The organism is Streptomyces sp. NPDC023838 (assembly GCF_040639555.1).
Lineage (GTDB): Bacteria > Actinomycetota > Actinomycetes > Streptomycetales > Streptomycetaceae > Streptomyces.
This window is the reverse complement of record NZ_JBFAAD010000016.1, coordinates 92,282-115,805: the sequence shown is the minus strand read 5'-3', so window position 1 is coordinate 115,805 and position 23,524 is coordinate 92,282. Positions and strand designations below refer to the sequence as shown.

Genomic DNA, 23,524 nt, shown 5'->3' with positions numbered 1-23,524 from the left:
TCGGCTTTCTGCCTTCTTCCCTCTGCCTTCTTCCCTCTGCCTTCTGCCTTCTGCCTTCTGCCCGGACGTTTTCCGTACCGGCGTCAGAGGATGATCTGCTCGCCGCCGGACGCCTCCAGGCGGGCGATGGCGGTACGGACCGCCGCCACGAAGCCGTCGTAGACGCCCGTGGTGCTGGTCGCCCGGCCCGCGATGGTGTTCACGGTGAACATGGACTTGCGCAGCTCGGTCGTGATCTCCAGCTGGGCGCCCTTGCCGAGCAGGGTCCGGTTGCAGATGTTGAGCGGCTCGACGCCGGCCAGGTCCGGCTCGGTGGAGCCGTCGATGGTCTGGAACCCGGCGGCGCGCAGGGCGTCGTGCAGATACGTCTTGAGGGTGGTGTTCAGACCGCCCACCACGACCGCCTCGGGGCGCGAGACCGGCGCCCCGGCCTGGCTGGCGGTGCAGCCGTGCAGGCTCACCACGTTGAGGTTGGCGGCGGCGATGGACAGGGCCACCTTGTCGTCGCAGTTCTTCGACGTGACGTGCAGCTCGCTGTTGTTGCTGCTCCGGATGGCCTCGAACATCCAGTAGTCGTACGCCGGGCCGCCCGTGGCGGCGAGCGTCGCCGGGTCGTACCCGGCGATGCCGAGGCAGAGCTCGGAGGTGCCGCCCTCTATGCCGCCGCCGTGCAGCGCGAGGATCGCGGTGCGGCCGTACGCGACGGCCGTCTTCTGGTCGCTGTCGACCTGCTCGTGCCGCTTGTAGCGTCTGGCGAAGTCGGTGCCCTCCTTGCCGGCGAGCTTGGTGTAGAGGTCGGTGTTGGACGAGTAGAGGTCGTTGGTGCCCGTGGCGTGCGCGGCGCTCGCGCCGAGCCCGCTCATCAGCGGACCGGCGACAGTGGCGGTGGCCAGGGCGGTGAGAACCGTACGACGGCTGGTGGAAGTCATGCCCGTAATGATCCATACCGCGTACGGGAGTGCTACGGCCGGGTCGGGTTCCGTCCGGGTCTTTTCGGCCGGGTTGTTGTTCGGCCTGGTCAGCGCGGTGCGGCCACGTCGCGGGGGACCAACTCCCGTATCAGGAACGGCTCCAGGAGGCCCGGGACCGCCTCCGCGGCGAAGGCCAGGCCCTCGGCCTCGGCGGCGTCGCGTACCGAGTACGCTCCGGCCCCGGCGGCCGTAGTGGCGGTCAGCGTGAGGAGCCCGGCGCGGCGCTGGAAGACGGACTGCTTCACCGTCCAGCCGATGACGCCGCCGCGCTGGAGGGCCACCGTGGCCCGGCGGACCGTGCCCGAACGGGCCACCAGATAGGCCCCGTCGACGCCGTGCCCCAGGTTCCGGTACGCGTCGAGGGCGAGGGCCACCGCGAGCGGCACCCCGGCCCCCGCGCACCCGGCCGCCACATAGAACAGGACCGGCGTCAGCAGCACCCCCAGCAGGGCCAGGACCGCCACCGGGGCGAGGACGGCGAGCCCCGCCCACCGCAGCCGCCGCCCCCGGGCCGCACGCGGGTGCGGGGTGAGAACGGGGCCGGCTGGAGCGACGCCCGTCGGGGCGCCGGGCGAGATGGGGGTAGTTGGGGCGGGGGCGGTCGGGGCGACGTCCGTCGGGGCGCCGGGCGAGGTGGGGGCGGTTGGGGCGATGCCTAGCGGGGCGGCGCTGGGCGGGGCGGAGGCGGGCGGAGCCGCGCCAGCCGAGGCGGCACTGGGCGGGGCGGCGCTGGGCGGGGCGGCGCCGGGCGGGGCGGCGCCGGGCGGGGCGGGGGCGATCGGGGCGGGGGCGATCGGGGCGGGGGCGATCGGGGCGGGGGCGATCGGGGCGATGCCTAGCGGGGCGGTCGGCTCGCGCAGCACGCGGGCGGCCACCTCGGCCGCGACCGCGCGGGGCACGGGCGGCAGCAGCGTCTTGTCCTCGGCGTGCTCGTCGTCATCGCTCTTGGCCAGGCCCGTGGCGATCGCGTCGAGCCGGGCCGCCCCGCACAGCCGGACGCCCAGCGGCTCGACCAGCTCGACGCCGCGCAGCCTGCGCTCCTCGATGGAGATCGAGCGGGAGGTGAGCAGCCCCCGGCGCACCCGCAGGGTGCCGCCGGGCTCCCGCTCCAGACGGTAGTTCCACCACATCTCGACCCAGAGGCCGAGCGCGCCGCCCACTCCCACGACCAGGGCCGCGACGGCGACGGTGAGGACGATCCAGCCGAGCGGGGTGTCGTGGAAGCGGTCCCCGGCCCAGTGCACCACCTTGTCCTGGACGCCGAACCAGTCGCTGATCTGCATCAGCCCGCCGAACGCGGCCCCGGCGAGCGCGGGCGCCACGAACGACACCGGCGCGTACCGGATCCACCCGGGGTCCAGCGCCGCCAACTCGCCCTGGTGGTACGACCCTTCGGGCTCCGCCGCCGCGCGGTCGAGCAGCACCCGGCGCAGCCGCTCGCCCTCGGCCCGGGTGACCGGGTCGAGCTCCAGCGTGGACTCGCCCCCGGCGCTGTGCTCGCCGGTGCCGATACGGACCTTGACCAGGCCGAGTATCCGCAGCAGCGGGTGGGCGGTGAGGTCGACGCTGCGGATCCGTTCACGGGCGAGCGAGCGGCGCTTCACCAGGAGCAGCCCGGTGTGCAGCTCGGCCCGTTCTGGGCCGATCCGGTACCGGGTGCGGCGCCAGCCCACGTATCCCGCGAGGGCGCCACCGCCGAGCGGCAGCACGATCCAGCCCGTCGCCAGGGCGACGGCCCAGCCGGACGGCACCTTGGCCAGCACGGCCAGCGCGGTGGGCAGCCCGGCGCCCACCGCGAGCCCGGCCCCCAGCACCGTGAAGACCACGACCCGCCGCCAATCGAGCCGCAGCCAACCGTCGGTGGAGGGGGCGGAGATGTCGGAGGCGGAAGCGGCGGAGGCCGAGGCCGAGGAGGCGGCCGAGGCGGGGCCGGGACCGGATACGCGGCCCGGGCCCGGGCCCGGGGCTCCCGGGAGGTCGGCGCTCATGTCGCGTCCCCCGGCGTCGCCCCCGTGATCCGCGTCAGCCGTTCGGCCAGCTCGGCCGCCACCTCGTGGTGCAGGCCCTCGATCCTCAGGGCGCCCTTGGCGGAGGCGGTGGTGACGGTGACCGTGGCCAGCGCGAACGACTGCTCCAGCGGGCCGCGCACGGTGTCCACGGTCTGGATCCGCGACATCGGCGCGATCCGGGACTCCTGCCAGAAGTACCCCGTACGCACATACACCGCGTCCTCGGTGACCTCCCAGCGGTGCACCCGGTACCACCACAGAGGGAGGAGAGCGACGCAGGCCGCGCCCAGGGCCGCCAGCGCCGCCGCCGACCCGAGCAGCCACACCCGGGCGGGCCCGACCAGCACGCCGAGCACGCCCAGGACGAGCACCGGCACGGCAGCGAGCAGCAGCAGTCGCGCGCGCCACCAGCCGACAGCTCTGGCGTCCAGTGCGTTCCTCGGCGGCCGGAGCCGGACCGCCGCCCCCTCCCCCTTCATGGCATCAACGCCCCCGCAATGCCCGGTACTTGGCGACCAGGGCCTTGCTGGACCCGTCCAGGCCCGGCACCTCGGCCCCTTCGGTCAGCGCGGGCTCGACGCGCTTGGCGAGGACCTTGCCGAGCTCCACGCCCCACTGGTCGAACGAGTCGATGTTCCAGATCGCGCCCTGGACGAACACCTTGTGCTCGTACAGCGCGATGAGCTGGCCGAGGACGGACGGCGTCAGCTCGCGTGCCAGGATCGTGGTCGTGGGGTGGTTGCCGCGGAACGTCTTGTGCGGCACCAGCTCCTCGGCCACACCCTCCGCCCGTACCTCCTCCGGCGTCTTGCCGAAGGCCAGCGCCTGCGTCTGGGCGAAGAAGTTGGCCATCAGCAGGTCGTGCTGGGCGGCCAGGGCCGGCTGGAGGCCGGCGACCGGCTCGGCGAAGCCGATGAAGTCGGCCGGGATGACCTTGGTGCCCTGGTGGATCAACTGGTAGTACGCGTGCTGCCCGTTGGTGCCCGGGGTGCCCCAGACGACCGGCCCGGTCTGCCACTCGACCGGGTTGCCGTCACGGTCCACGGACTTGCCGTTGGACTCCATCTCGAGCTGCTGGAGGTAAGCGGTGAACTTCGACAGATAGTGGCTGTAGGGCAGCACGGCGTGCGACTGAGCGTCGAAGAACGCCCCGTACCAGACGCCCAGCAGGCCGAGCAGGAGCGGCGCGTTGGCCTCGGCGGGGGCGGTGCGGAAGTGCTCGTCGACCAGGTGGAAGCCGTCCAGCATCTCGCGGAAGCGGTCCGGGCCGATGGCGATCATCAGCGAGAGGCCGATCGCCGAGTCGAACGAGTAGCGCCCGCCGACCCAGTCCCAGAACTCGAACATGTTGGCCGTGTCGATGCCGAAGTCCGCGACCTTCTCGCCGTTGGTGGAGAGCGCCACGAAGTGCTTGGCGACCGCTTCCTGACCGGCCCCCATTTCGGTGAGGAGCCAGTCGCGCGCGGAAGTGGCGTTGGTGATGGTCTCGATGGTGGTGAAGGTCTTGGACGCGATGATGAAGAGCGTCTCGGCCGGGTCCAGGTCGCGGACCGCTTCGTGGAGGTCGGCGCCGTCGACGTTGGAGACGAAACGGACCGTCAGCCCCCGGTCGGTGAACGAGCGCAGCGCCTCGTACGCCATCGCCGGGCCGAGGTCGGATCCGCCGATGCCGATGTTGACGACGTTCTTGATCCGCTTGCCGGTGTGCCCGGTCCACTCCCCCGACCGGACGCGCTCGGAGAACGCGGCCATCTTGTCGAGCACCGCGTGCACGCCCGGCACCACGTTCTCCCCGTCGACCTCGACGACCGCGTCGCGCGGGGCGCGCAGCGCGGTGTGCAGCACCGCGCGGTCCTCGGTCGTGTTGATCTTCTCGCCGCGGAACATGGCGTCCCGCAGCCCCGCCACGTCGGCCGCCTCGGCCAGCTCGCGCAGCAGCCCGAGGGTCTCGTCGGTGACGAGGTGCTTCGAGTAGTCGAGATGCAGGTCGCCGACCGCCAGGGTGTATCCCGTGCCGCGGCCGGGGTCGGCGGCGAACAGCTCGCGCAGATGGGTGTCCCCCAACTGCTCACGGTGCTTGCCCAGTGCGCTCCACTCGGGCATCTGGTTGAGCCTGGTACGGCCTTCTGCGTTCATCTCTGACATCAGCCCACTTCCTCGTACTCGCGTACGTACCTGCCCCGCTGCCTCTCCAACCTAGTTGATCAGGACGTAAGGGCAGGAATCAGAGCGGCCACGGCGGCCAGGAACAATCCGGACGCCACCAGGGCCGGTGTGTTGAGCCCCCAGGAGGAGGCCGCCGCGCCGCCCATGAGCGCGCCCAGCGGCGTGCCCGCCACGGCGAGCGTGCGGAAGGCCGCACTGGTCCGCCCCAGCATGGCCCGCGGGGTTCGCTCCTGCATCAGGGTCACCTGGTTGACGTTCCACACCATCCCCATCACCCCGAACACCGCCATGGCCGCGATCGATGCCCACAGTTCCCGTATGGACCCCATCGCCAGCAGGCACACCGTCTGGACCGCGCCCGCGAGCAGCACGCTGCCCATCCGGCCGAGGCGCCGGGCCAGCCCCTGGGTGAGCAGCCCGCCCGCCACGCTGCCCGCCCCGTACGCCGTGATCGCCGCCGCGTAGCCGCCGTGGCCCGCGTGGAGCCAGCCGGTGATGTGCAGGACCAGGGTGGCGATGAGCGCGCCGACGCCGATGTTGCAGAGCGTCGTGGCCACGCAGAGCGCACGCAGGTTCCGCTCGCCCCACAGCGCCCGCAGCCCCTCGGCCGTCTCGCCGCGCAGGGTGGAGCCCGGCTTGCGGGCGGACCGCTCCGGGGCCGCCGTGCGCAGCGAGGCCACCAGCGCCGCCGCGAGGACGAAGCTGGCCGCGTCCGCCACGTATGGCACGCCGTCGCCCGCCGTCAGGAGCAGCGGCACCAGGGGCGCGGCGAGGAAGCCGCCGGCCAGCTGCTGGCCGGTCATCAGCCGGGCGTTGGCGCGGCCCAGCGCGGGCTTCGACACCAGCGCGGGGAGCAGGGCCGTCGCCGCGTTGTCGAAGAGCGTCTGGAGCGAGGTGAGCGCGAAGGCGAGCGCGATGAGCAGGGCTATGGAGGCGTGCCCCAGGGCCACGGCCGCGGCGAAGGCGGCCACCAGCGCACCGCGCACCAGGTCGACCGCCCACATCGCCCGGCGCTGGTCCACCCGGTCCGCCACGGCGCCGCCGAGCAGCCCGAAGAGCAGCCAGGGCAGGAAGCCGCACGCCGTGACCAGCGCGACCAGCATCGGATCGCTGGTCAGCGAGGCCGCCAGCAGGGGCAGCGCGGCAGCCCGCAGCGAGTCCCCGAACCGGGACACCACCGCGGCCGTCCACAGCCGCCCGAACCCCCCGCGCCACGCGGGCACCTCGGCCGCCGCGGCGGCCGCGCTCTCCAGCGTTGCCACAACTCCCCCATGTGATCGACTGATTCACACGGTAAGGGGAGCCACTGACAATGCCCGGCGAGCCCTCTTGACCTGGGGTGATACCGAAGGGCCCGGCAGACGAACCGAGTTCGTCTGCCGGGCCCTTCGCCATCAGATCTCGCCGCGCAGCTTGGCGAGCGCCTCCGCGAGGATCGCCTCGCCGTCCGCGTCGCTGCGCCGCTCCCGCACATACGCGAGGTGGGTCTTGTACGGCTCCGTGCGCGGCGGGTCCGGCGGGTTGTCCCGGTCCTGGCCGGCCGGGAAACCGCAGCGCGGGCAGTCCCACGTCTCCGGAACCTGTGCGTCACTGGCGAAGCTCGGCTGCGTCTCGTGCCCGTTCGAGCACCAGAAGGAGATGCGGAGACGCGGCGCGGACTCGCCGCGCTCGGCCTCACCCATCGGCCCCGCTCCGACCCGGCTTCCCCGGATCGCGTTGCCACTTGCCACGGTCGTAACTCCCTGCGTGATGGTGCTCGAAGATGCCCCAGTCTACGTAAGGCCCAACGCGCGTCCAGCGATTGTAGTTACACCCGATCCCTGAACGCGGAGACGACAGGTCAGTTGTCCAGCTTCATCAGCAGACCAAGTACGACAATGCTCGCGAACCACAGCAGACCGACCACGACGGTGATCCGGTCCAGGTTGCGCTCGGCGACCGAGGAACCGCCGACGGACGACTGCATTCCGCCACCGAACATGTCGGAGAGGCCGCCGCCCTTTCCCTTGTGCATCAGCACCAGCAGCATCAGCAGCAGGCTGAAGACGATCAGGGCAATCGAGAACCCGACAATCACGGCTGGACCAACTTCCTAGGACTGATATGGCGACGGGGGCCGGGGGGACGTATTCCATAATCCCGAGCCCGACCCCCGCAAGGGTACGACGGATCCGCGCTACCGCATACTCACTGGTCGCGGAAGCGGACGATCTTGACGAACTCGTCCGCGTCGAGCGCCGCGCCGCCCACCAGGGCTCCGTCGACATCCGGCTGCGCCATGATCGCAGCCACGTTCGAGGCCTTGACCGAGCCGCCGTACTGGATGCGGACCTTGTCGGCCAGCTCCTGCGAGTAGAGCTCCGCCAGGCGGCCGCGGATGGCTCCGCACACCTCCTGGGCGTCCTCGGGGGTGGCGACCTCGCCGGTGCCGATGGCCCACACCGGCTCGTACGCGATCACGATGGACTCGGCCTGCTCGGCCGGGACGTCCTGGAGGCCGCCGTCCAGCTGGGCCAGCGTGTACTGCACCTGCTGGCCGGCCTTGCGGATGTCCAGGCCCTCGCCGACGCAGAGGATCGGGGTCAGACCGTGCTTGAACGCGGCCTTCACCTTGGCGTTGCAGAGCTCGTCGCTCTCCTGGTGGTACTGACGGCGCTCGGAGTGGCCCACGGCCACATAGGTGCACTTCAGCTTGGAGAGCATCGAGCCCGAGATCTCACCGGTGTAGGCACCGGAGTCCTGCGCCGAGATGTCCTGGGCGCCGTACTTGATCTTGAGCTTGTCGCCGTCGACCAGGGTCTGCACCGACCGCAGGTCCACGAACGGCGGCAGGACCGCGACCTCGACGGCGTCGTAGTCCTTGTCGGCCAGGGCGAAGGCGAGCTTCTGGACGTGCGCGATGGCCTCAAGGTGGTTGAGGTTCATCTTCCAGTTGCCGGCCATCAGCGGGATACGCGTGGTCACGGTGTTCAGTCCTCCAGTGCGGCAAGGCCGGGAAGCGTCTTGCCCTCAAGGTATTCGAGGCTCGCGCCGCCGCCGGTCGAGATGTGACCGAAAGCGTTCTCGTCGAAGCCGAGCGTGCGCACGGCGGCGGCCGAGTCGCCGCCGCCGACGACGGTGAAGCCGTCGCAGTTCAGGAGCGCCCGCGCGACGGCCTGGGTGCCGCCGGCGTAGTCGGGGTGCTCGAAGACACCGACCGGACCGTTCCAGAACACGGTCTCGGCATCGGCGATCTTCGACGCGTACAGCTCGCGGGTGCGGGGGCCGATGTCCAGGCCCTCCTTGTCGGCGGGGATCTTGTCCGCGTCGACGGTGATGAAGTCGGCCGGGGCCTTGGTCTTCAGGTCCGGGAAGTCGGACGAGGCCAGGATGTCGACCGGCAGGACCAGCTCGACACCGCTCTTCTCGGCGCGCTCCATGTACTCCGTGACGACCGGGATCTGGTCCTCCTGGAGCAGCGAGATGCCGACCTCGTGACCCTGGGCCTTGAGGAAGGTGTACGCCATGCCGCCGCCGATGAGGATGCGGTCGGCCTTGCCGAGCAGCTGGTCGATGACGGCGAGCTTGTCGGAGACCTTGGCGCCGCCGAGCACCACCACGTACGGGCGCTTCACCTCGGCGGTGAGCTTCTTCAGGACGCCCACCTCGGTGGCGATGAGGAAGCCGGCCGCGTGCGGCAGGCGCGCGGGCAGGTCGAAGACCGAGGCGTGCTTGCGGTGCACCGCGCCGAAGCCGTCGCCCACGTAGACGTCGGCGAGCGCGGCGAGCTGGTCGGCGAAGGCGCCGCGCTCGGCGTCGTCCTTGCTCGTCTCACCGGCGTTGAAGCGCAGGTTCTCCAGCACGGCGACCTGGCCGTCGGCGAGCGCCGCGACGGTCTCCTTGGCGGAGTCACCGACGGTGTCGGTGGCGAACGCGACGTCCGCGCCCAGCAGTTCACCGAGCCGCGTCGCCGCCGGGGCGAGCGAGAAGGCCGGGTCCGGGGCGCCCTTGGGGCGGCCCAGGTGCGAGGCGACGACCACGCGCGCGCCGGCCTCGGCGAGCTTGGCGATCGTCGGCTGGACGGCGCGGATGCGGCCGTCGTCGGTGATGGTGGTGCCGTCGAGCGGCACGTTGAGGTCGGCGCGGACGAATACCCGCTTGCCGGAGACGCCCTCGGCGAGAAGTTCGTCGATCGTCTTCATGTGTTTCTGCGACTCCTTGGAGAAGGACGAGGCAAGCGACAGGGCTCGTGCGGCGCATCGTTGCGCTGCCCGAGCCCTGTGCTCACATCGAGATGCCTGCCCTGAGACTTATCAGACTTAGAGCTGGCCGCCGACGAAGACGGTGAGGTCGACGAGGCGGTTCGAGTAGCCCCACTCATTGTCGTACCAGCCGAGGATCTTCACCGACTTGCCCTCCTGGACCATGGTCAGGGAGGAGTCGAAGGTGCAGGAGGCCGGCTCGCCGACGATGTCGGAGGAGACGATCGGGTCCTCGGTGTACTCCAGGATGCCCTGGAGCTCGCCCTCGGCGGCCTTCTTGAACGCGGCGTTGACCTCGTCCTTGGTCACCTCGCGCTCCAGCTCCACGACCAGGTCGGTGGCCGAGCCGGTCGGGACCGGGACGCGCATCGCGATGCCGTCGAGCTTGCCCTTGAGCTTGGGGAGCACCAGCGCGGTGGCCTTCGCGGCACCGGTGGTGGTGGGGATGATGTTCTCGGCGGCGGCGCGGGCGCGACGCAGGTCCGAGTGCGGGAAGTCCAGGATGCGCTGGTCGTTCGTGTACGCGTGGACGGTCGTCATCAGGCCCTTGACGATGCCGAAGTTCTCGTCGAGGACCTTGGCCATCGGCGCCACACAGTTGGTGGTGCAGGAGGCGTTGGAGATGACGTGGTGGCTGGCCGCGTCGTACTTGTCCTGGTTGACGCCCATCACGATGGTGATGTCCTCGTCCTTGGCCGGAGCCGAGATGAGGACCTTCTTGGCGCCACCGGCGATGTGCTTCTCGGCGTCGGCCTTCTTGGTGAAGATGCCGGTCGACTCGATGACGATGTCGACGCCCAGCTGACCCCAGGGGATGTCGGCCGGGTTGCGCTCGGAGAGCACCTTGATGGTGTGGCCGTCCACCGTGATGGTGTCGGCGGTGTGCGTGACCTCGGCCTTGAGACGGCCCAGAATCGTGTCGTACTTCAGCAGGTGAGCAGTGGTCGCGGTGTCACCCAGGTCGTTGACAGCCACGATCTCGATGTCAGCACCCTGCTCCAGCAGCGCGCGGAAGTAGTTGCGCCCGATGCGGCCAAAGCCGTTGATGCCTACGCGGATCGTCACGAACCGATCTCCTCGTTAGGTACGCCGGTTTTCGACGCCGGCGAGTTGTATGGGATGTCCCCGACCGCTTATGACCCTACCTCTCCCGGAGCCGTGGAGTGACATCGAGCGCACCTCCAAAAGCGGCCCCAACGGCCCGGACATGGCCGACGGCCCATACCTACCAACGGGTAAGGGCCGTCGGGGGGACTTTTGTCCCGACTACGGAGCGTGATGGCCGGGCCCAGGGGCGCCCCCGGCGCTCAGTACGGGAACGCCCCGGTCCGGATCAGTCCCGGAGCGCGCGGAGCGCCCTGCCGATCACGTTCTTGCGGTCGGCCGCCGACGGCACGTGCTCCAGGCCGAAGCCGAGCAGCACGGTGTCGTGGGTGGTGACGGCCGCCTGGGAGTGGAACAGCGCCTGGGAGCGGGCCCAGTCGCCGGCGTTGCCGGGGCTGCCGGCCGGCGGTCCCGGCACGCTCCACGGGCCGAGCGCCGTCTCGAAGCCCTCGGCGCCCTGCGCGGCGCCGCCGACGACCAGCTTGGTGTCGTCGACGAAGGCGCCCACCCCGCCGGTGCCGGGGTCCGACACATAGGAGATGGACAGCTCGACCTGCTTGCCCGCGTAGGCGCCGAGGTCGACCGAGACCGGCTGCCAGCCGTTGGAGGAGCCGGTGAAGCGGTTCCACGCGCCCGAGGTGCCGGTCGCCGTGCAGGCGCTGGCGCCGACGGTCAGATAGTGCGCCAGGAACGGGTGACCCTGGACGTAGTAGCCCTGCTCGCACTGGGTGGGCACCGCCTGGCTGGTGCCGCCGTTGGCGTCCGGCAGGGTGGTCCAGTCGTCCTGCCCGACCGTGTGCGCCTCGACGATCACGTTGTCGAAGCCGGGCTCGGTGTCGTAGCTGAGCTGGAACTGCAGGCTCGGCTTCTCCGCCGCCGTCGTGCCGCCCAGGTCGACCGTCCGGGACAGCCGCATATAGGCGCTGTCCTGGTGCTTGGCCGCCGCGAACCAGTCGCCCACGGCCGGCTCGAACGGGGTGCGGGTCCCCGGGTAGCTGCCCGCGGCCGCGCTCCTGAACTGCGGGAACTGGTCGGGCTTGAGCGTGTCCGAGGTGATCGTGTACGCCCCGGCCAGGTTCAGCGGGTTGTCGCTCGCGTCGGCCAGGGACGCCTTGGCGCCCGCCAGGTTCCCGGTGCCCTGGAAGGCGGGCGGGGACTTCAGGCCGACGCGGTTGTAGGCGCCGAGGTAGTACTGGGCGAAGTCGTCGGAGTCGGCGCCGCCGAGGTCGACGGTGCCGCCCGCCTGCTCACCGGCGTTGACGAGCCGGCCGCCCTCGTTGAGGTAGTCGCGCACGGCCACGGTGACCGCGGCGGTGGGCCGCTCGGCGCCCGTGTACCAGACGGCCGTCCTGAAGTGGCTGAGCACGCCGAGCGCGCTCGGCGTGCCCTGGGTGGCCACGTCCCAGACCGCGGACTTGCGGCCGTTGTCGGCGAGCGCCTTGGTGTACGCGCCGACGTGCTGGGCGGGCGCGGTGCCGCCCTCCTCCGCGATCACCAGCGTGTCGCCCTTGGGCCGGGCGGCCACGGTGTAGGTGAACGGCGTGCTGGAGGTCCGCTTGCCGGCCCGGGTGCGCCCGGTGAACCAGACCTCCACCTTGGAGCCGACGTCCGCGCCCTCGACGGTGGCCCGGTACTGGTCGAAGTGGATGTTGTCCTCGCCGCCGTAGACGTCGCCGCCCTTCCAGGCCTTGAGGTCCTCGGTCTGCTTACGGCCGCCGTCGATGCGGTAGTTGAGCGTCTTGTCGCGCACCGACTTGCGTACGGTGACGGCGACTTCCTGGTCCTCGCCGCGGGCGTACGAGGTGGTGAAGGCGTCCGGGGTGAAGTCGGGGGCGTCGATGCCGACCGGGGAGACCGGCTGGTCGGCGTGGCGCGCGGTATCGGCGACGGCCAGCGCGAACGGGATGTTCTTGGTGAACTCCTGCTGGATCAGCTTCTCGTCGTCGGGGAAGTTGAAGACCGACTGGCAGTCACCGGGCTTCCACTGGTCGCCCGGGTCGATCCGGGAGGCTGTCTGACAGGTCGACATCTCCGGGGTGAACATGTGCACCCCGTTGACGTTCCCCGCGTGGCCGTCGGCCTCGCCGTTGGTGGTGTACAGCTCGGAGGAGAGCTGCGAGCGGTAGCCGGGGATGGCGGGCTTGTCGGGCGTACCGGCCAGGGACTTGTAGAGGACGTCGTCCGGGGTCGGCGTGGCGACCTGCCAGCCCACTCCGTACAGCAGCAGCTCGGCCGCGGAGTGGTAGTTGATGGCGTAGCCGAAGCCGACGCGCTTCTCGAAGGAGTCCAGCGCGCGGGTCTCCGGCTCGGAGCCCGCGGAGGGACCGCGGTAGGTCTCGTCGGCCGGGTCGGGGGACGAACCCTCGTTGTCGTAGCCCCATTTGTACGGGAAGTTACGGTTGGGGTCGACACCGTCGCCGGGGGTGATCTTCCCGTCGCCGTTGTTGTCGCGCAGGTTCTTGCGCCACAGGCGCTGCTGGGTGCCGGTGAAGGTGTAGTCGTACCCGTCGGGGTTGGCGGACAGCACGAACCACAGCTCGGTGGAGTCCACGATCTGGGTGATCCGCGGGTCCTTGCCGTAGTTGTCCAGGTAGTAGTGCATCAGCCGCCGGGTCATCTCCGGGGTGATCCACTCACGCGCGTGCTGGTTCGACATGTACAGCACGGAGGGCTTGGAGCCGTCGCGGGTCTTGGCCGCGCCCTTGGTGAGCTTGAGGGCGAGGATGTCCTGGCCCTTGACCGTCTTGCCGATCGACTCGACCTTGGTGAGGCCGGGGTGCGCGAGCTGGGTGTCGACGATCTCCTTCTTCAGGCCGTTGTCCCCGCTGTAGGGGCGGAAGACGCCGTCCCCCTGGGCCTTGAGGCGCTTCTCGGTCGCTGTCGAGAGGGTGTGCTCGGTGAGGTCGACGCCCTGCTTCTTCAGCGCGCCGGCCTGCTTGCGGGTGAGGTAGAGCTCGACCTTGGCGGTCCCCTTGGCGGGTACCTGCGCGGACAGTTCCTGGCCGTCGGCGCCCTGGCGGAGCAGCAGCGGCAGCTGCGCCTTGGTGACGTCGGCGTACCAGACGGAGAGTCCTTCGCCTGTGCCGCCGCCCGGGCTGGCGTGGGCGGCTGGTACCGCCGCCAGACCGGCCGTGAGCAGTGAAGCCGCGGCGAGGATCGCTCTCGCTCTGCGTCTCATTGGCCCCCCTTGCTGTTGTGTGCCACGAAAGTGGACAGACGCCAGGCTCATGACACTTCATGATCATGTCAATACCGTGCGAGGGTGGTGAAACCGGAACCGGCGCCCACAAGTGGGCGCCGGTTCCGGCGAGTTGAATCCTAGGGCGTGCGAGCGGCGCGAGAGGGGGAACGACGCGAAGCGGAGGGAACACTCCGCCGGTCAGCCGACCAGGCCGTCCGCCATCTCCTCGGTCAGATTGGACTCGGTGCCCGGAATGCCCAGGTCCTGGGCCCGCTTGTCGGCCATGGCGAGCAGCCGACGGATCCGGCCCGCGACCGCGTCCTTGGTCAGCGGCGGGTCGGCGAGCGCGCCCAGCTCCTCCAGGGAGGCCTGCTTGTGCTCCATGCGCAGCCGCCCGGCGGCCGCCAGGTGCTCCGGCACCTCCTCGCCCAGGATCTCCAGGGCGCGCTGCACCCGGGCCCCGGCGGCGACGGCAGCCCGCGCCGAGCGGCGCAGATTGGCGTCGTCGAAGTTGGCCAGCCGGTTGGCGGTGGCCCGGACCTCACGGCGCATCCGCCGCTCCTCCCAGGCGAGCACCGACTCGTGCGCGCCGAGGCGGGTCAGCAGGGCGCCGATCGCGTCGCCGTCGCGGACGACCACGCGATCCACGCCGCGCACCTCGCGGGCCTTGGCGGCGATCTGGAGCCTGCGGGCCGCGCCGACCAGCGCGAGCGCGGCCTCCGGGCCCGGGCAGGTCACCTCCAGGGAGGAAGAGCGGCCCGGCTCGGTGAGCGAGCCGTGGGCGAGGAAGGCCCCGCGCCAGGCCGCCTCGGCGTCACAGGTGGCCCCCGAGACCACCTGGGGCGGAAGGCCCCGGATGGGGCGGCCCCGGCCGTCGACGAGGCCGGTCTGGCGGGCCAGCTGGTCGCCGCCCGCCACCACCCGTACGACGAAGCGCGAACCGCGGCGCAGCCCGCCCGGAGCCATCACGATCAGCTCGGAGCTGTGGCCGAAGATCTCCAGGATGTCCCGCTTGAGCCGGCGCGCCGCCATCGCGGTGTCCAGCTCCGCCTCGATCACGATGCGGCCGCTGACCAGGTGGAGGCCGCCGGCGAACCGCAGGATCGACGAGACCTCCGCCTTTCTGCAGCAGGTCCGGGTGACGGGGAGCCGGGAGATCTCATCCTTCACCGCTGCCGTCATCGCCATGGGCCGATCCTTCCATGCATCCGAAAAATACGGTCGTACGCGGCGGCCAACAGCTCCCGGTCGTGTTTCGGGGACCCGTCGGGCGCGGCGACCGCCGCCAGCTCGACCACGGCACCGAGCTGCTTGGCGGCGTCGGCGAGGGACTCGCGGTCGGGCACGGCGGCCTCGTCGGCCAGCACCACGTCCAGGGCGAGTTTAGGGGCGTGTCGTCCCAAAACCTCCAAATGACGCTGCGGAGAGAAGCCATCGGTTTCGCCGGGCTGGGGCGCCAGGTTCAGCGAGAGCACCTTGCGGGCCTTGGTCACCGTGAGCGCGTCGAGCAAGTCGGGCACCAGCAGGTGCGGGATGACCGAGGAGAACCAGGACCCCGGGCCGAGCACCACCCAGTCGGCGTCCAGGACGGCCTCCACCGCCTCCGGGACCGCCGGCGGGTCGTGCGGGACCAGGTTGACGGACTGGACCTCGCCCGGGGTGAGCGCCACCGTGGCCTGGCCCCGGACGGTGTCCACGTCGGTGGGGCGGGCCGGGTCGTGGCCCCGGACCAGCGCCTCCAGCTCCAGCGGGACGGCGGACATCGGCAGCACCCTGCCGTGCGCCCCGAGGAGCTTGCCGACCAGGTCGAGCGCCTGGACGTGGTCGCCCAGCTGCTCCCACAGGGCGACGATCAGCAGATTGCCGACCGCGTGCTCGTGCAGCTCGCCCTGGGACTGGAAGCGGTGCTGGATGACCCGGGCCCAGGTCTGGCCCCAGTCGTCGTCGCCGCAGAGCGCCGCCAGCGCCTTGCGCAGGTCGCCCGGCGGCAGCACGCCCAGCTCCTCACGGAGCCGGCCGCTGGAACCGCCGTCGTCGGCCACGGTGACGACGGCGGTCAGGTCGCCGGTGATCCGGCGCAGCGCCGCGAGCGACGCGGAGAGGCCCATGCCGCCGCCGAGGGCGACGACCTTGGGCTGGGCGCCACGCTTGCGGCCGGTGCGCAGCACCGGTCCGCTCGTGCGCCGTCGGTACACCTTCACTCGCGCCCCATGTCCCGGTGGACGACGACGGTCTCGATCCCCTCGGAGGCGAGGCGGGCGGCGAGCTTCTCGGACATGGCGACGGAGCGGTGCTTGCCTCCGGTGCAGCCCACGGCGATCGTCACGTACCGCTTGCCCTCGCGGCGGTAGCCGGTCGCGATCAGCTGGAGCAGCTCGCTGTACTGGTTGAGGAACTCCTTGGCGCCCGGCTGGTTGAAGACGTAACCGGACACCTCCTCGTTGAGGCCCGTGAACGGGCGCAGCTCCGGCACCCAGTGCGGGTTCGGCAGGAAGCGGCAGTCCACCACCAGGTCGGCGTCGACCGGCAGGCCGTACTTGTAGCCGAACGACATCACCGTGGCGCGCAGCTCCGGCTCCTCGTCGCCGGCGAACTGGGCGTCCATCTTGGCGCGCAGCTCGTGGACGTTGAGGCTGGAGGTGTCGATCACCAGGTCGGCGTCGCCGCGCAGCTCGCGCAGCAGGTCGCGCTCGGCCGCGATGCCGTCGACGATCCGGCCGTCGCCTTGGAGCGGATGCGGGCGGCGGACCGACTCGAAGCGGCGCACCAGCGCGTCGTCGGACGACTCCAGGAAGACGATCCGCCGGGTGACCTGCTTGGAGTCCAGGTCCGCCAGCGACTCGCGGAGGTTGTCGAAGAAACGGCGGCCGCGCACGTCGACGACGACGGCGATGCGGGCCACATTGCCCTGGGACCGGGCGCCGAGCTCCACCATGGTGGGGATCAGCGCGGGCGGCAGGTTGTCGACGACGAACCAGCCGAGGTCCTCCAGGCACTTGGCGGCGGTGCTGCGCCCAGCGCCGGACATCCCGGAGATGATCACCAGCTCGGGGATGGCCGGCTCTGCGGCGTCGTTCGTCGTGCCCGTACTCACGTGTGCGGCTCCAGCTTCTGCGTCTGTTCGGTCGTGCTCAGTCATTTCGTGGATCCCCCGTCGTCCTCTTCAATGATCTCTCCTGTCGCCGTGTTCACGGCGGGTGCGGCCGGAGCTGCCTGGGCCAGGGCCGCCGCCACGGTCTCGGCCGTCTTGCGGCCTATCCCGGGAACTTCACAGATCTGCTCGATTGTCGCCGACCGGAGCCGCTTCACCGAGCCGAAATGCTTGATCAGAGCCTGTTTGCGGGACTCGCCCAGGCCCGGCACCGCGTCCAGCGGGCTCGCCTTGAACCGTTTCGTCCGCTTGGCCCGCTGATAGGTGATCGCGAACCGGTGGGCCTCGTCACGCACGCGCTGGAGCAGATACAGGCCCTCGCTGGAGCGGGGCAGGACGACCGGATCGTCGTCGTCCGGCAGCCAGACCTCCTCCAGGCGCTTGGCGAGGCCGCAGACCGCCACGTCGTCCATGCCCAGCTCGTCCAGGGCCCGCTTGGCCGCCGCCACCTGCGGCTGACCGCCGTCGACCACCACGAGCTGCGGCGGGTAGGCGAACCGCTTGGGCCGCCCGTCCTCGGTGCGGGGCCCGGTCTCCACGGCGGCCTCGCCGGGCGCCGGGACCTCGCCGGAGACGGCCGGTCCGGCGCTCTTGCCCTCCTCGCCGTCCGCCCACTCCCCCAGCCGGGCGCTCTCGGCCAGATAACGCTTGAAGCGGCGGCTGATCACCTCGTGCATGGACCTGACGTCGTCCTGGCCCTCGAAGCCCTTGATCTGGAAGCGGCGGTACTCGCTCTTCCTGGCCAGGCCGTCCTCGAAGACGACCATGGACGCCACCACGTCCTCACCCTGGAGGTGCGAGATGTCGAAGCACTCGATCCGCAGCGGGGCGCTGTCCAGCTCCAGTGCCTGCGCGATCTCCTCCAGGGCCCGCGAGCGGGTGGTCAGGTCGGAGGCGCGCTTGGTCTTGTGCAGCGCGAGCGCCTGCTGCGCGTTACGCGCGACCGTCGCCATCAGGTCCTTCTTGTCGCCGCGCTGCGGGATCCGCAGCGAGACCTGCGACCCGCGCCGCCCGGCCAGCCAGGCGCCCACCGACTCCGCGTCCTCGGGCAGCGCCGGGACCAGCACCTCCTTCGGTACGGAGTCGCCGGTCTCCTCCCCGTACAGCTGCTGGAGGGCGTGCTCGACCAGGCCCGCCGTATCGACGGCCTCGACCTTGTCGGTGACCCAGCCGCGCTGGCCCCGCACGCGCCCGCCGCGCACGTGGAAGATCTGCACGGCCGCCTCCAGCTCGTCCTCGGCGACCGCGATCAGGTCCGCGTCGGTGGCGTCGGTGAACACCACCGCGTTCTTCTCCAGGGCGCGGCGCAGCGCCCCTATGTCGTCGCGCAGCCGCGCCGCCCGCTCGTACTCCATCTCCTCGGCAGCCGCCGCCATCTCCTTCTCCAGGCGGCGGATGTACGTACCGGTGCGGCCGGCCATGAAGTCGCAGAAGTCCTCGGCCAGTTCGCGGTGCTCCTCCGGAGTGACCCGGCCGACGCAGGGGGCGGCGCACTTGCCGATGTACCCGAGCAGACAGGGGCGGCCGATCTGGGCGGAGCGCTTGAACACCCCGGCGGAGCACGTCCGTACGGGGAAGACGCGGAGCATCAGGTCCACGGTCTCGCGGATCGCCCACGCGTGTCCGTACGGACCGAAGTAGCGCACGCCCTTCTTCTTGGCGCCGCGCATCACCTGGACCCTCGGGAACTCCTCGTTGAGGGTGACCGCCAGGTACGGATAGCTCTTGTCGTCGCGGTACTTGACGTTGAAGCGGGGGTCGAACTCCTTGATCCACGAATATTCGAGCTGGAGCGCCTCGACCTCGGTGGAGACGACCGTCCACTCCACGGACGCGGCCGTGGTGACCATCGTCGCCGTGCGCGGGTGCAGGCCGGTGAGCGGCTGGAAGTAGTTCGCGAGCCGCTGGCGCAGGGACTTGGCCTTGCCGACGTAGATCACCCGGCGGTGCTCGTCCCGGAACTTGTAGACCCCCGGCGAGTCGGGGATCTGTCCCGGCTTGGGGCGGTAGGTGGAGGGGTCTGCCATGGCCACCACCCTACTGGCGGGGACTGACAACGCGGGCGGAGCCGCCCCCTCGGGGGCGCGGGGAACCGCGAGACCGGCCACGCACGATCCGCGGCCGAACGGTCGCGCGGTCCCCCGGACACCTACACCTGGTTCACCCCCCGTCGGCGGCGCAGGGCCACCGCGCCCAGGCCGGCCGCGGCGAGCGCGCCCGCACCGGCCGTCACCGAGGCGGCCGTGGACGTCCCGGCGCCGTGCCCGGCGGACCCGGCCGCGGCCTGGGCCCGGGCCTCCTCGGGCGTCTGACCGTAGCCTCCGGCCTTGCCGGACTTCGCGTACGCGGAGCCGGGCAGCTTGTCGCCGTAGGCCCGCTGGACGCGCCGCTGGTAGGCGGCCAGGGTGGTGCCCCTGGCGCCGACCGCCTTCACCGCGTCCTCGTCCAGGGGGAGCACGGCGGCGCCCTTCTGGACGTACCAGGCGTTGATCTGCGGCTCCTGGAAGACGGTGCCGCCCGGCAGCCGGCTCGCGCCCGCCGCGGCGTAGCGGGCCTCGTCGTCACCGGTGGCTATGTTCACCACCTTCCAGGTGGTGCCCTGCGGAACGGTCCACAGGGAGGCCTTCTGACCGTCGGAGGAGACGGCCGTGGAGGCGAGGTACTCCAGCTGCGCCACGGGAGCACCCGCCCGTCCGGCGACGAACTCCGGGGAGAGCGTGTAGACGGGCACCGCGTCGCCCTGGACGCGCGGGGCGGCGGCGGTCAGGGACATCTTGCCGTCCCTGGCGAAGAAGCGGGAGAGCGTGTCGAGGGTGGTGGGGGCGGTGGCCGCCCGATGGGCGGCGGCCTTGGAGCCGGCCGTGGCCGTGGGGGTCTCGGCGGCCGCCGCGTACGGGGCGCAGAGGCCGGCCAGGACCGCCGCGACGGCGGCCGCGGAGGAGAGACGTCGCACGTTCATCGTCGTCACGCCCCGATCCGGTAGAGCGAGTGGGTCCAGGAGAACGAGTCGTTGTCGACGTACCAGTCGTGCGAGGCCCAGTTGTAGCGGTTGCTGGTGGGCCACGGGTCGCCCCAGTAGACCCAGTCGCTGGCGGTGTCGTACCCGTAGATCACATGCATGTGACCGCCGCCGCTGGACCACTGGATCCGGCTCTCCATGGGCCGGTTGGCGTTGATCTCTGTCTGCACGGTCGAGTAGCGCAGCCAGCCGGTGACGTACGAGCCGGAGCTGATCCCGGCCCAGTCCAGGGCGTTCTGCACATTGCCCAGGTCCGCCTGCCAGTTGGGGCAGTCGTAGCCCTGCTGGCGCCCGAAGGCGGCGTTGCAGAACTGGTTCTGGCTGTAGGTGCGCCCGAACCAGGTCGCGATGGTGTTGCCGCTGGCGGCCCAGCACCAGTTGTTCTTCTGCTGGGCCTGCATGGTGATGTTGAGCCGCTTCGACGTGGCTGCCGTGGCGGACGGCGAGTCGGCGGCTGTGGCGGTACGGGTGTCGTTGGCCGTACGGGTGTCGTTGGCGGCGGTCGTGGTGGCGGCTGTGGTGGTGCCGTGCTCGTGCGGGGATGCGACGGCGCTCGCCGTGGGGGCGACGAGCAGGGCCGTCACCACGAGGGCGAGGGCCGGAAGCCGTCTCTTGCGGTTGTGCATCGCGTTCCTCCCGAAGCGGGGGGTGTGGGGATTGGAGGAGCGCGTCCGGACGCTTTCGGTGAGCATCGAACGTTGTCGTGGGCTGGTCAACGCGCTTCAATGCGGGGTGAGACGCGGGTGTGAACGGAGTGGCCGCCGCGTGAACAGGCCTTCCGTGCCCACCAGGCCGCCCGGGTCCCGCGGCGACCCGTGACCACCCCCCGCCGTGAACGTTCACTGTGCCGCCAGAAGTCCCCTGACCGGCAGCGTGGTTGAACTCGGCCGTCCCCGCGGCCACCCCCCACCATGATCCGAAGCAGTCCCGAGGGAGTCCCCCATGCTCCACACCGATACCGATCTGGCACAGGTGCTGCACACCGGTCCGTTCCATCTGGCGCTGCGCACCGCGCTCGCCGTCCGCGGACTGCCGCTCCAGCGCGTCCAGCACCATCTCGCCGGGCGCGGTGTCAAGGTCGGTGTGACCAGCCTGAGTTACTGGCAGCAGGGTGCCCGGCGGCCGCAGCGCGCCGAGTCGCTGCGGGCGGTGCGCGCTCTGGAGGAGGTCCTCGGGCTGCCGGACCGGTCACTGCTGCGGCTGCTCGACGAGGGCGAGGCGCGCGAGGGGACGGAGCGCCCGGCGGGCCGCTCCTACCGCTCGCTGGTGGAGGCCTCGGGGGTCGTCGAGCGGCTGATCACGGACCTGGAGTCACCGGTGGACGGCGGGCTGCACACCGTCGGCCACCACGAGCGGGTCCGCGTCGGGGCGGCCCGCGAGCTGCTCGGCCGCGACTCCCAACAGGTGGTCCGGGCCCACCGGGACGGCGTCGACCGCTATCTCGCCATCCACCACGGCGACCCGGGCTGCGACCCGTCCCGGGTCCAGGTGCGCGCCGCCGAGAACTGCCGCACCGGGCGGGTGCGCTGGGACGCCGACACCGGCGTCCTGGTGGCCGAGCTGCTCTTCGACGCCCGGCTGCGGGCCGGTGAGACGTACCTCTTCGGCTACGGCTTCGAAGACGGCACGGCGGGCCCGAGCAGCGAGTACGTACGCGGCTTCAGCTTCGCGGGCGGGCAGTACGTGCTCCAGGTCCGCTTCGACGAGGACGCGCTGCCGGTGCGGTGCCGCCGCTTCGCCCAGACGTCGGCGGGCTCGCCCCGCTCGGCCCGGGGCGACCTGACGCTGAGCGGGCAGCACCGCACGGTGCACCTGATCGAGCAGGGGGTGCGGCCGGGGATCCTGGGGATCGGCTGGGACTGGGCGTGACGGTCTACGTACGTAGTACGTAGACGACGACTCCGCGTCCTCCGCGTCCTCCGCATACTACGCGTACTACGCGTACTACGCGTCCGGGCCCGCGACGAGCTTGCCGTCCTTCACCTTCACCGGGACGGCGGGCAGCGGGACGGTCGCCGGGCCGTGGACGGGCTGGCCGGTCATCACGTTGAAGCGGCTGCCGTGGCAGGGGCAGTTCCCGTGCCCGTCCTCGATCTTGTCGAGGACGCAGCCGGCGTGGGTGCACTGGGCGCTGAACGCCTTGTACTCGCCCTTGGCCGGGCAGGACACCATCAGGCGCTGCTCGCGGTAGAGCTTGGCCCCGCCGACGGGGATCTCCTCGGGCGCGCCCAGGGCGACCGGCGCGGTCGGGGTCGGCGTCTTGGCGTGGCCGAGCTTGGAGTCGGTGGAGCAGGCGGCCACTCCCAGCCCGGCGGCCCCGGCGAGGGCCGCGCCTTTCAGCACGGTACGACGGGCGGCGGGCTGGCCGGACATGGGGTCTCCACGGGTTCATGGGGGGGTGACGCATCCGACGATACCGGCGGGGGCTGGGGGGGCGGAGGGGTGGGTGGGGGCCGGGCGGGGCGGGCTGGTCGGGCGGGGCCGGGCTGGACGGGTTGGAGTCGGGCCCTCGGCGGTCAGCGGCGGCGGGCTGCGCCGCATGCCGCGCTGGGGCCGGGCGAGGGCCGGGCTGGACGGGACGGGGCCGGGTGGGTGTACGTTCGGCCGCGTGATCGTCGTCGCCGGAGAAGCCCTCATCGACCTCGTCCCGGAGCGCCCCGGCGACCGGCTGGGCCCCCTGTCGCCCCGGCCCGGGGGCGGCCCGTACAACACGGCGGTGGCCCTCGGGCGGCTGGGCGCCGAGGCCGCGTTCTGCTCCCGTGTGTCGACGGACGGCTTCGGCGAGGCCCTGCTCGACGGGCTGCACGCCGCCGGTGTCGACACCTCGTTGGTGCAGCGCGGCCCAGAGCCGACGACGCTGGCGGTGGCCACGGTCGGGGCGGACGGGGCCGCCGGATACGGCTTCTACGCCTCCGGCACCGCGGACCGCCTCTTCGAGCTGCCGCCCGAACTCCCTTCCGGAGTACGGGCGCTGGCTCTCGGAACGTGCTCGCTGGTCCTGGAGCCCGGGGCCAGCGCGTACGAGGCGCTGCTGCGGCGGGAGTCGGGGCGGGGCGTGTTCACCCTGCTCGACCCGAACGTCCGCCCCGGCCTGGTCCCGGACGCGGAGGCCTACCGGGCCCGCTTCCGCTCCTGGCTGCCGTACGTGTCCCTGCTGAAGCTGTCCGAGGAGGACGCGGCGTGGCTGGGCGGCGGGGTGCGGGAGTGGCTGGCGGCGGGGCCCGAGGCGGTGGTGATGACCCGGGGCGCGGCGGGGATGACCGTGTGGACCCGGTCCGGTGAGGAGGTCTCCGTTCCCGGCGAGCGGGTCGAGGTGGTCGACACGATCGGGGCGGGCGACACGGTGAACGCGGCGCTTTTGCATGTGGTGGCGGGGCGGGGGCCGCTGTCCGCGTCCGCGTGGGGTGCGGCGCTGGGGTACGCGGCCCATGCGGCGGCCCTGACGTGCGGGAAGCGGGGGGCCCAGCCGCCGTACGCATCGGCCTTGCGTTCCCCCACCCCGCCCCTTCCCTAAACCCTCCGGGGGTGGGGGCGGGCTGAGCTGCTCTCCCAGGGGCCCCACCCCGGGCCCCGTTCGTCTGCGGACCGTACGTTGCGGGTCGCGCAGTTCCCCGCGCCCCTGAGCGGCTACGGCCGCCGCACCCCGCACCTTCAGCGACGAGGCACCCCCGCCCCGCGGCCA

General features: G+C 71.7%; 20 protein-coding genes. 2 read left to right on the top strand and 18 right to left on the bottom strand.

The window, feature by feature from the left end; all coding sequences use genetic code 11:
* Positions 1-83: 83 nt before the first annotated feature.
* The 17 genes from AB0G17_RS20745 to AB0G17_RS20665 form a co-directional block, all read right to left on the bottom strand.
* Positions 84-929, bottom strand: a complete 846-nt coding sequence (locus AB0G17_RS20745; protein WP_361384509.1) for a poly-gamma-glutamate hydrolase family protein — start codon at positions 927-929, stop codon at positions 84-86.
* A gap of 89 nt (positions 930-1,018) precedes the next feature.
* Positions 1,019-2,959 carry a PH domain-containing protein gene (locus AB0G17_RS20740; protein WP_361384506.1) on the bottom strand — a complete coding sequence of 647 codons (1,941 nt, stop codon included), beginning with the start codon at positions 2,957-2,959 and terminating at the stop codon, positions 1,019-1,021.
* Positions 2,956-3,459 carry a PH domain-containing protein gene (locus AB0G17_RS20735; protein WP_361384503.1) on the bottom strand — a complete coding sequence of 168 codons (504 nt, stop codon included), beginning with the start codon at positions 3,457-3,459 and terminating at the stop codon, positions 2,956-2,958. Before AB0G17_RS20735 ends, AB0G17_RS20740 begins: the two co-directional genes overlap by 4 nt.
* Before the next feature lie 4 nt (positions 3,460-3,463).
* Complete coding sequence (pgi, locus tag AB0G17_RS20730; RefSeq protein WP_361384693.1) at positions 3,464-5,116, bottom strand: glucose-6-phosphate isomerase; 1,653 nt, start codon at positions 5,114-5,116, stop codon at positions 3,464-3,466.
* A 68-nt stretch (positions 5,117-5,184) separates the two neighbouring features.
* Positions 5,185-6,408, bottom strand: coding sequence for an MFS transporter (locus AB0G17_RS20725; protein ID WP_361384500.1), 1,224 nt, complete (start codon positions 6,406-6,408; stop codon positions 5,185-5,187).
* A 132-nt stretch (positions 6,409-6,540) separates the two neighbouring features.
* Positions 6,541-6,876, bottom strand: a complete 336-nt coding sequence (locus tag AB0G17_RS20720; protein ID WP_003976875.1) for an RNA polymerase-binding protein RbpA — start codon at positions 6,874-6,876, stop codon at positions 6,541-6,543.
* Positions 6,877-6,986: 110 nt separating this feature from the next.
* On the bottom strand, positions 6,987-7,223 hold the full coding sequence (secG, locus tag AB0G17_RS20715) for a preprotein translocase subunit SecG (protein WP_190088918.1): 237 nt from the start codon (positions 7,221-7,223) through the stop codon (positions 6,987-6,989).
* A gap of 110 nt (positions 7,224-7,333) precedes the next feature.
* Entirely contained in the window at positions 7,334-8,110 is a 777-nt protein-coding gene (gene tpiA, locus AB0G17_RS20710) for a triose-phosphate isomerase (RefSeq protein WP_361384496.1), read from the bottom strand.
* 5 nt (positions 8,111-8,115) lie between these two features.
* Positions 8,116-9,327, bottom strand: coding sequence for a phosphoglycerate kinase (locus AB0G17_RS20705; protein WP_361384493.1), 1,212 nt, complete (start codon positions 9,325-9,327; stop codon positions 8,116-8,118).
* Positions 9,328-9,444: 117 nt separating this feature from the next.
* Positions 9,445-10,452 (bottom strand): type I glyceraldehyde-3-phosphate dehydrogenase, encoded by a 1,008-nt coding sequence (gap, locus tag AB0G17_RS20700; protein WP_361384490.1) that lies wholly within the window; start codon positions 10,450-10,452, stop codon positions 9,445-9,447.
* Between the two features lie 268 nt (positions 10,453-10,720).
* The gene (locus AB0G17_RS20695) at positions 10,721-13,669 is read right to left on the bottom strand and encodes a M14 family zinc carboxypeptidase (RefSeq protein WP_361384487.1); all 2,949 of its coding nucleotides are present in this window, start codon (positions 13,667-13,669) and stop codon (positions 10,721-10,723) included.
* 201 nt (positions 13,670-13,870) lie between these two features.
* A complete protein-coding gene (gene whiA / locus AB0G17_RS20690; RefSeq protein ID WP_101387789.1) occupies positions 13,871-14,860 on the bottom strand; it encodes a DNA-binding protein WhiA in 990 nt (329 codons plus the stop codon).
* Positions 14,851-15,873 carry a uridine diphosphate-N-acetylglucosamine-binding protein YvcK gene (gene yvcK, locus AB0G17_RS20685; protein ID WP_361384483.1) on the bottom strand — a complete coding sequence of 341 codons (1,023 nt, stop codon included), beginning with the start codon at positions 15,871-15,873 and terminating at the stop codon, positions 14,851-14,853. Before yvcK ends, whiA begins: the two co-directional genes overlap by 10 nt.
* Positions 15,870-16,811 carry an RNase adapter RapZ gene (gene rapZ / locus AB0G17_RS20680; protein ID WP_283143975.1) on the bottom strand — a complete coding sequence of 314 codons (942 nt, stop codon included), beginning with the start codon at positions 16,809-16,811 and terminating at the stop codon, positions 15,870-15,872. The genes yvcK and rapZ overlap by 4 nt, the downstream gene beginning before the upstream one ends.
* Entirely contained in the window at positions 16,808-18,850 is a 2,043-nt protein-coding gene (uvrC, locus tag AB0G17_RS20675; RefSeq protein ID WP_361384479.1) for an excinuclease ABC subunit UvrC, read from the bottom strand. The genes rapZ and uvrC overlap by 4 nt, the downstream gene beginning before the upstream one ends.
* Before the next feature lie 122 nt (positions 18,851-18,972).
* Entirely contained in the window at positions 18,973-19,782 is an 810-nt protein-coding gene (locus AB0G17_RS20670) for a hypothetical protein (RefSeq protein ID WP_361384690.1), read from the bottom strand.
* 5 nt (positions 19,783-19,787) lie between these two features.
* On the bottom strand, positions 19,788-20,468 hold the full coding sequence (locus tag AB0G17_RS20665; protein ID WP_361384475.1) for a papain-like cysteine protease family protein: 681 nt from the start codon (positions 20,466-20,468) through the stop codon (positions 19,788-19,790).
* 316 nt (positions 20,469-20,784) lie between these two features.
* Here AB0G17_RS20665 and AB0G17_RS20660 point away from each other — a divergent pair, with 316 nt between their 5' ends.
* A complete protein-coding gene (locus AB0G17_RS20660) occupies positions 20,785-21,711 on the top strand; it encodes a hypothetical protein (protein WP_361384472.1) in 927 nt (308 codons plus the stop codon).
* A gap of 75 nt (positions 21,712-21,786) precedes the next feature.
* Here the strand turns inward: AB0G17_RS20660 and AB0G17_RS20655 are convergent, their stop codons facing one another.
* On the bottom strand, positions 21,787-22,215 hold the full coding sequence (locus AB0G17_RS20655) for a Rieske (2Fe-2S) protein (protein ID WP_361384469.1): 429 nt from the start codon (positions 22,213-22,215) through the stop codon (positions 21,787-21,789).
* 235 nt (positions 22,216-22,450) lie between these two features.
* Between AB0G17_RS20655 and AB0G17_RS20650 the strand changes: the two genes are divergently transcribed.
* Positions 22,451-23,356 carry a carbohydrate kinase gene (locus AB0G17_RS20650; protein ID WP_361384465.1) on the top strand — a complete coding sequence of 302 codons (906 nt, stop codon included), beginning with the start codon at positions 22,451-22,453 and terminating at the stop codon, positions 23,354-23,356.
* Positions 23,357-23,524 lie beyond the last annotated feature (168 nt).

Bases quoted from the DNA above. Each gene is read 5' to 3' on its own strand.
- AB0G17_RS20745 (WP_361384509.1), bottom strand. From the start codon at position 929: ATGACTTCCACCAGCCGTCGTACGGTTCTCACCGCCCTGGCCACCGCC.
- AB0G17_RS20740 (WP_361384506.1), bottom strand. From the start codon at position 2,959: ATGAGCGCCGACCTCCCGGGAGCCCCGGGCCCGGGCCCGGGCCGCGTA.
- AB0G17_RS20735 (WP_361384503.1), bottom strand. From the start codon at position 3,459: ATGAAGGGGGAGGGGGCGGCGGTCCGGCTCCGGCCGCCGAGGAACGCA.
- pgi (WP_361384693.1), bottom strand. From the start codon at position 5,116: ATGAACGCAGAAGGCCGTACCAGGCTCAACCAGATGCCCGAGTGGAGC.
- AB0G17_RS20705 (WP_361384493.1), bottom strand. From the start codon at position 9,327: ATGAAGACGATCGACGAACTTCTCGCCGAGGGCGTCTCCGGCAAGCGG.
- AB0G17_RS20695 (WP_361384487.1), bottom strand. From the start codon at position 13,669: ATGAGACGCAGAGCGAGAGCGATCCTCGCCGCGGCTTCACTGCTCACG.
- whiA (WP_101387789.1), bottom strand. From the start codon at position 14,860: ATGGCGATGACGGCAGCGGTGAAGGATGAGATCTCCCGGCTCCCCGTC.
- rapZ (WP_283143975.1), bottom strand. From the start codon at position 16,811: ATGACTGAGCACGACCGAACAGACGCAGAAGCTGGAGCCGCACACGTG.
- uvrC (WP_361384479.1), bottom strand. From the start codon at position 18,850: ATGGCAGACCCCTCCACCTACCGCCCCAAGCCGGGACAGATCCCCGAC.
- AB0G17_RS20670 (WP_361384690.1), bottom strand. From the start codon at position 19,782: ATGAACGTGCGACGTCTCTCCTCCGCGGCCGCCGTCGCGGCGGTCCTG.
- AB0G17_RS20665 (WP_361384475.1), bottom strand. From the start codon at position 20,468: ATGCACAACCGCAAGAGACGGCTTCCGGCCCTCGCCCTCGTGGTGACG.
- AB0G17_RS20660 (WP_361384472.1), top strand. From the start codon at position 20,785: ATGCTCCACACCGATACCGATCTGGCACAGGTGCTGCACACCGGTCCG.
- AB0G17_RS20655 (WP_361384469.1), bottom strand. From the start codon at position 22,215: ATGTCCGGCCAGCCCGCCGCCCGTCGTACCGTGCTGAAAGGCGCGGCC.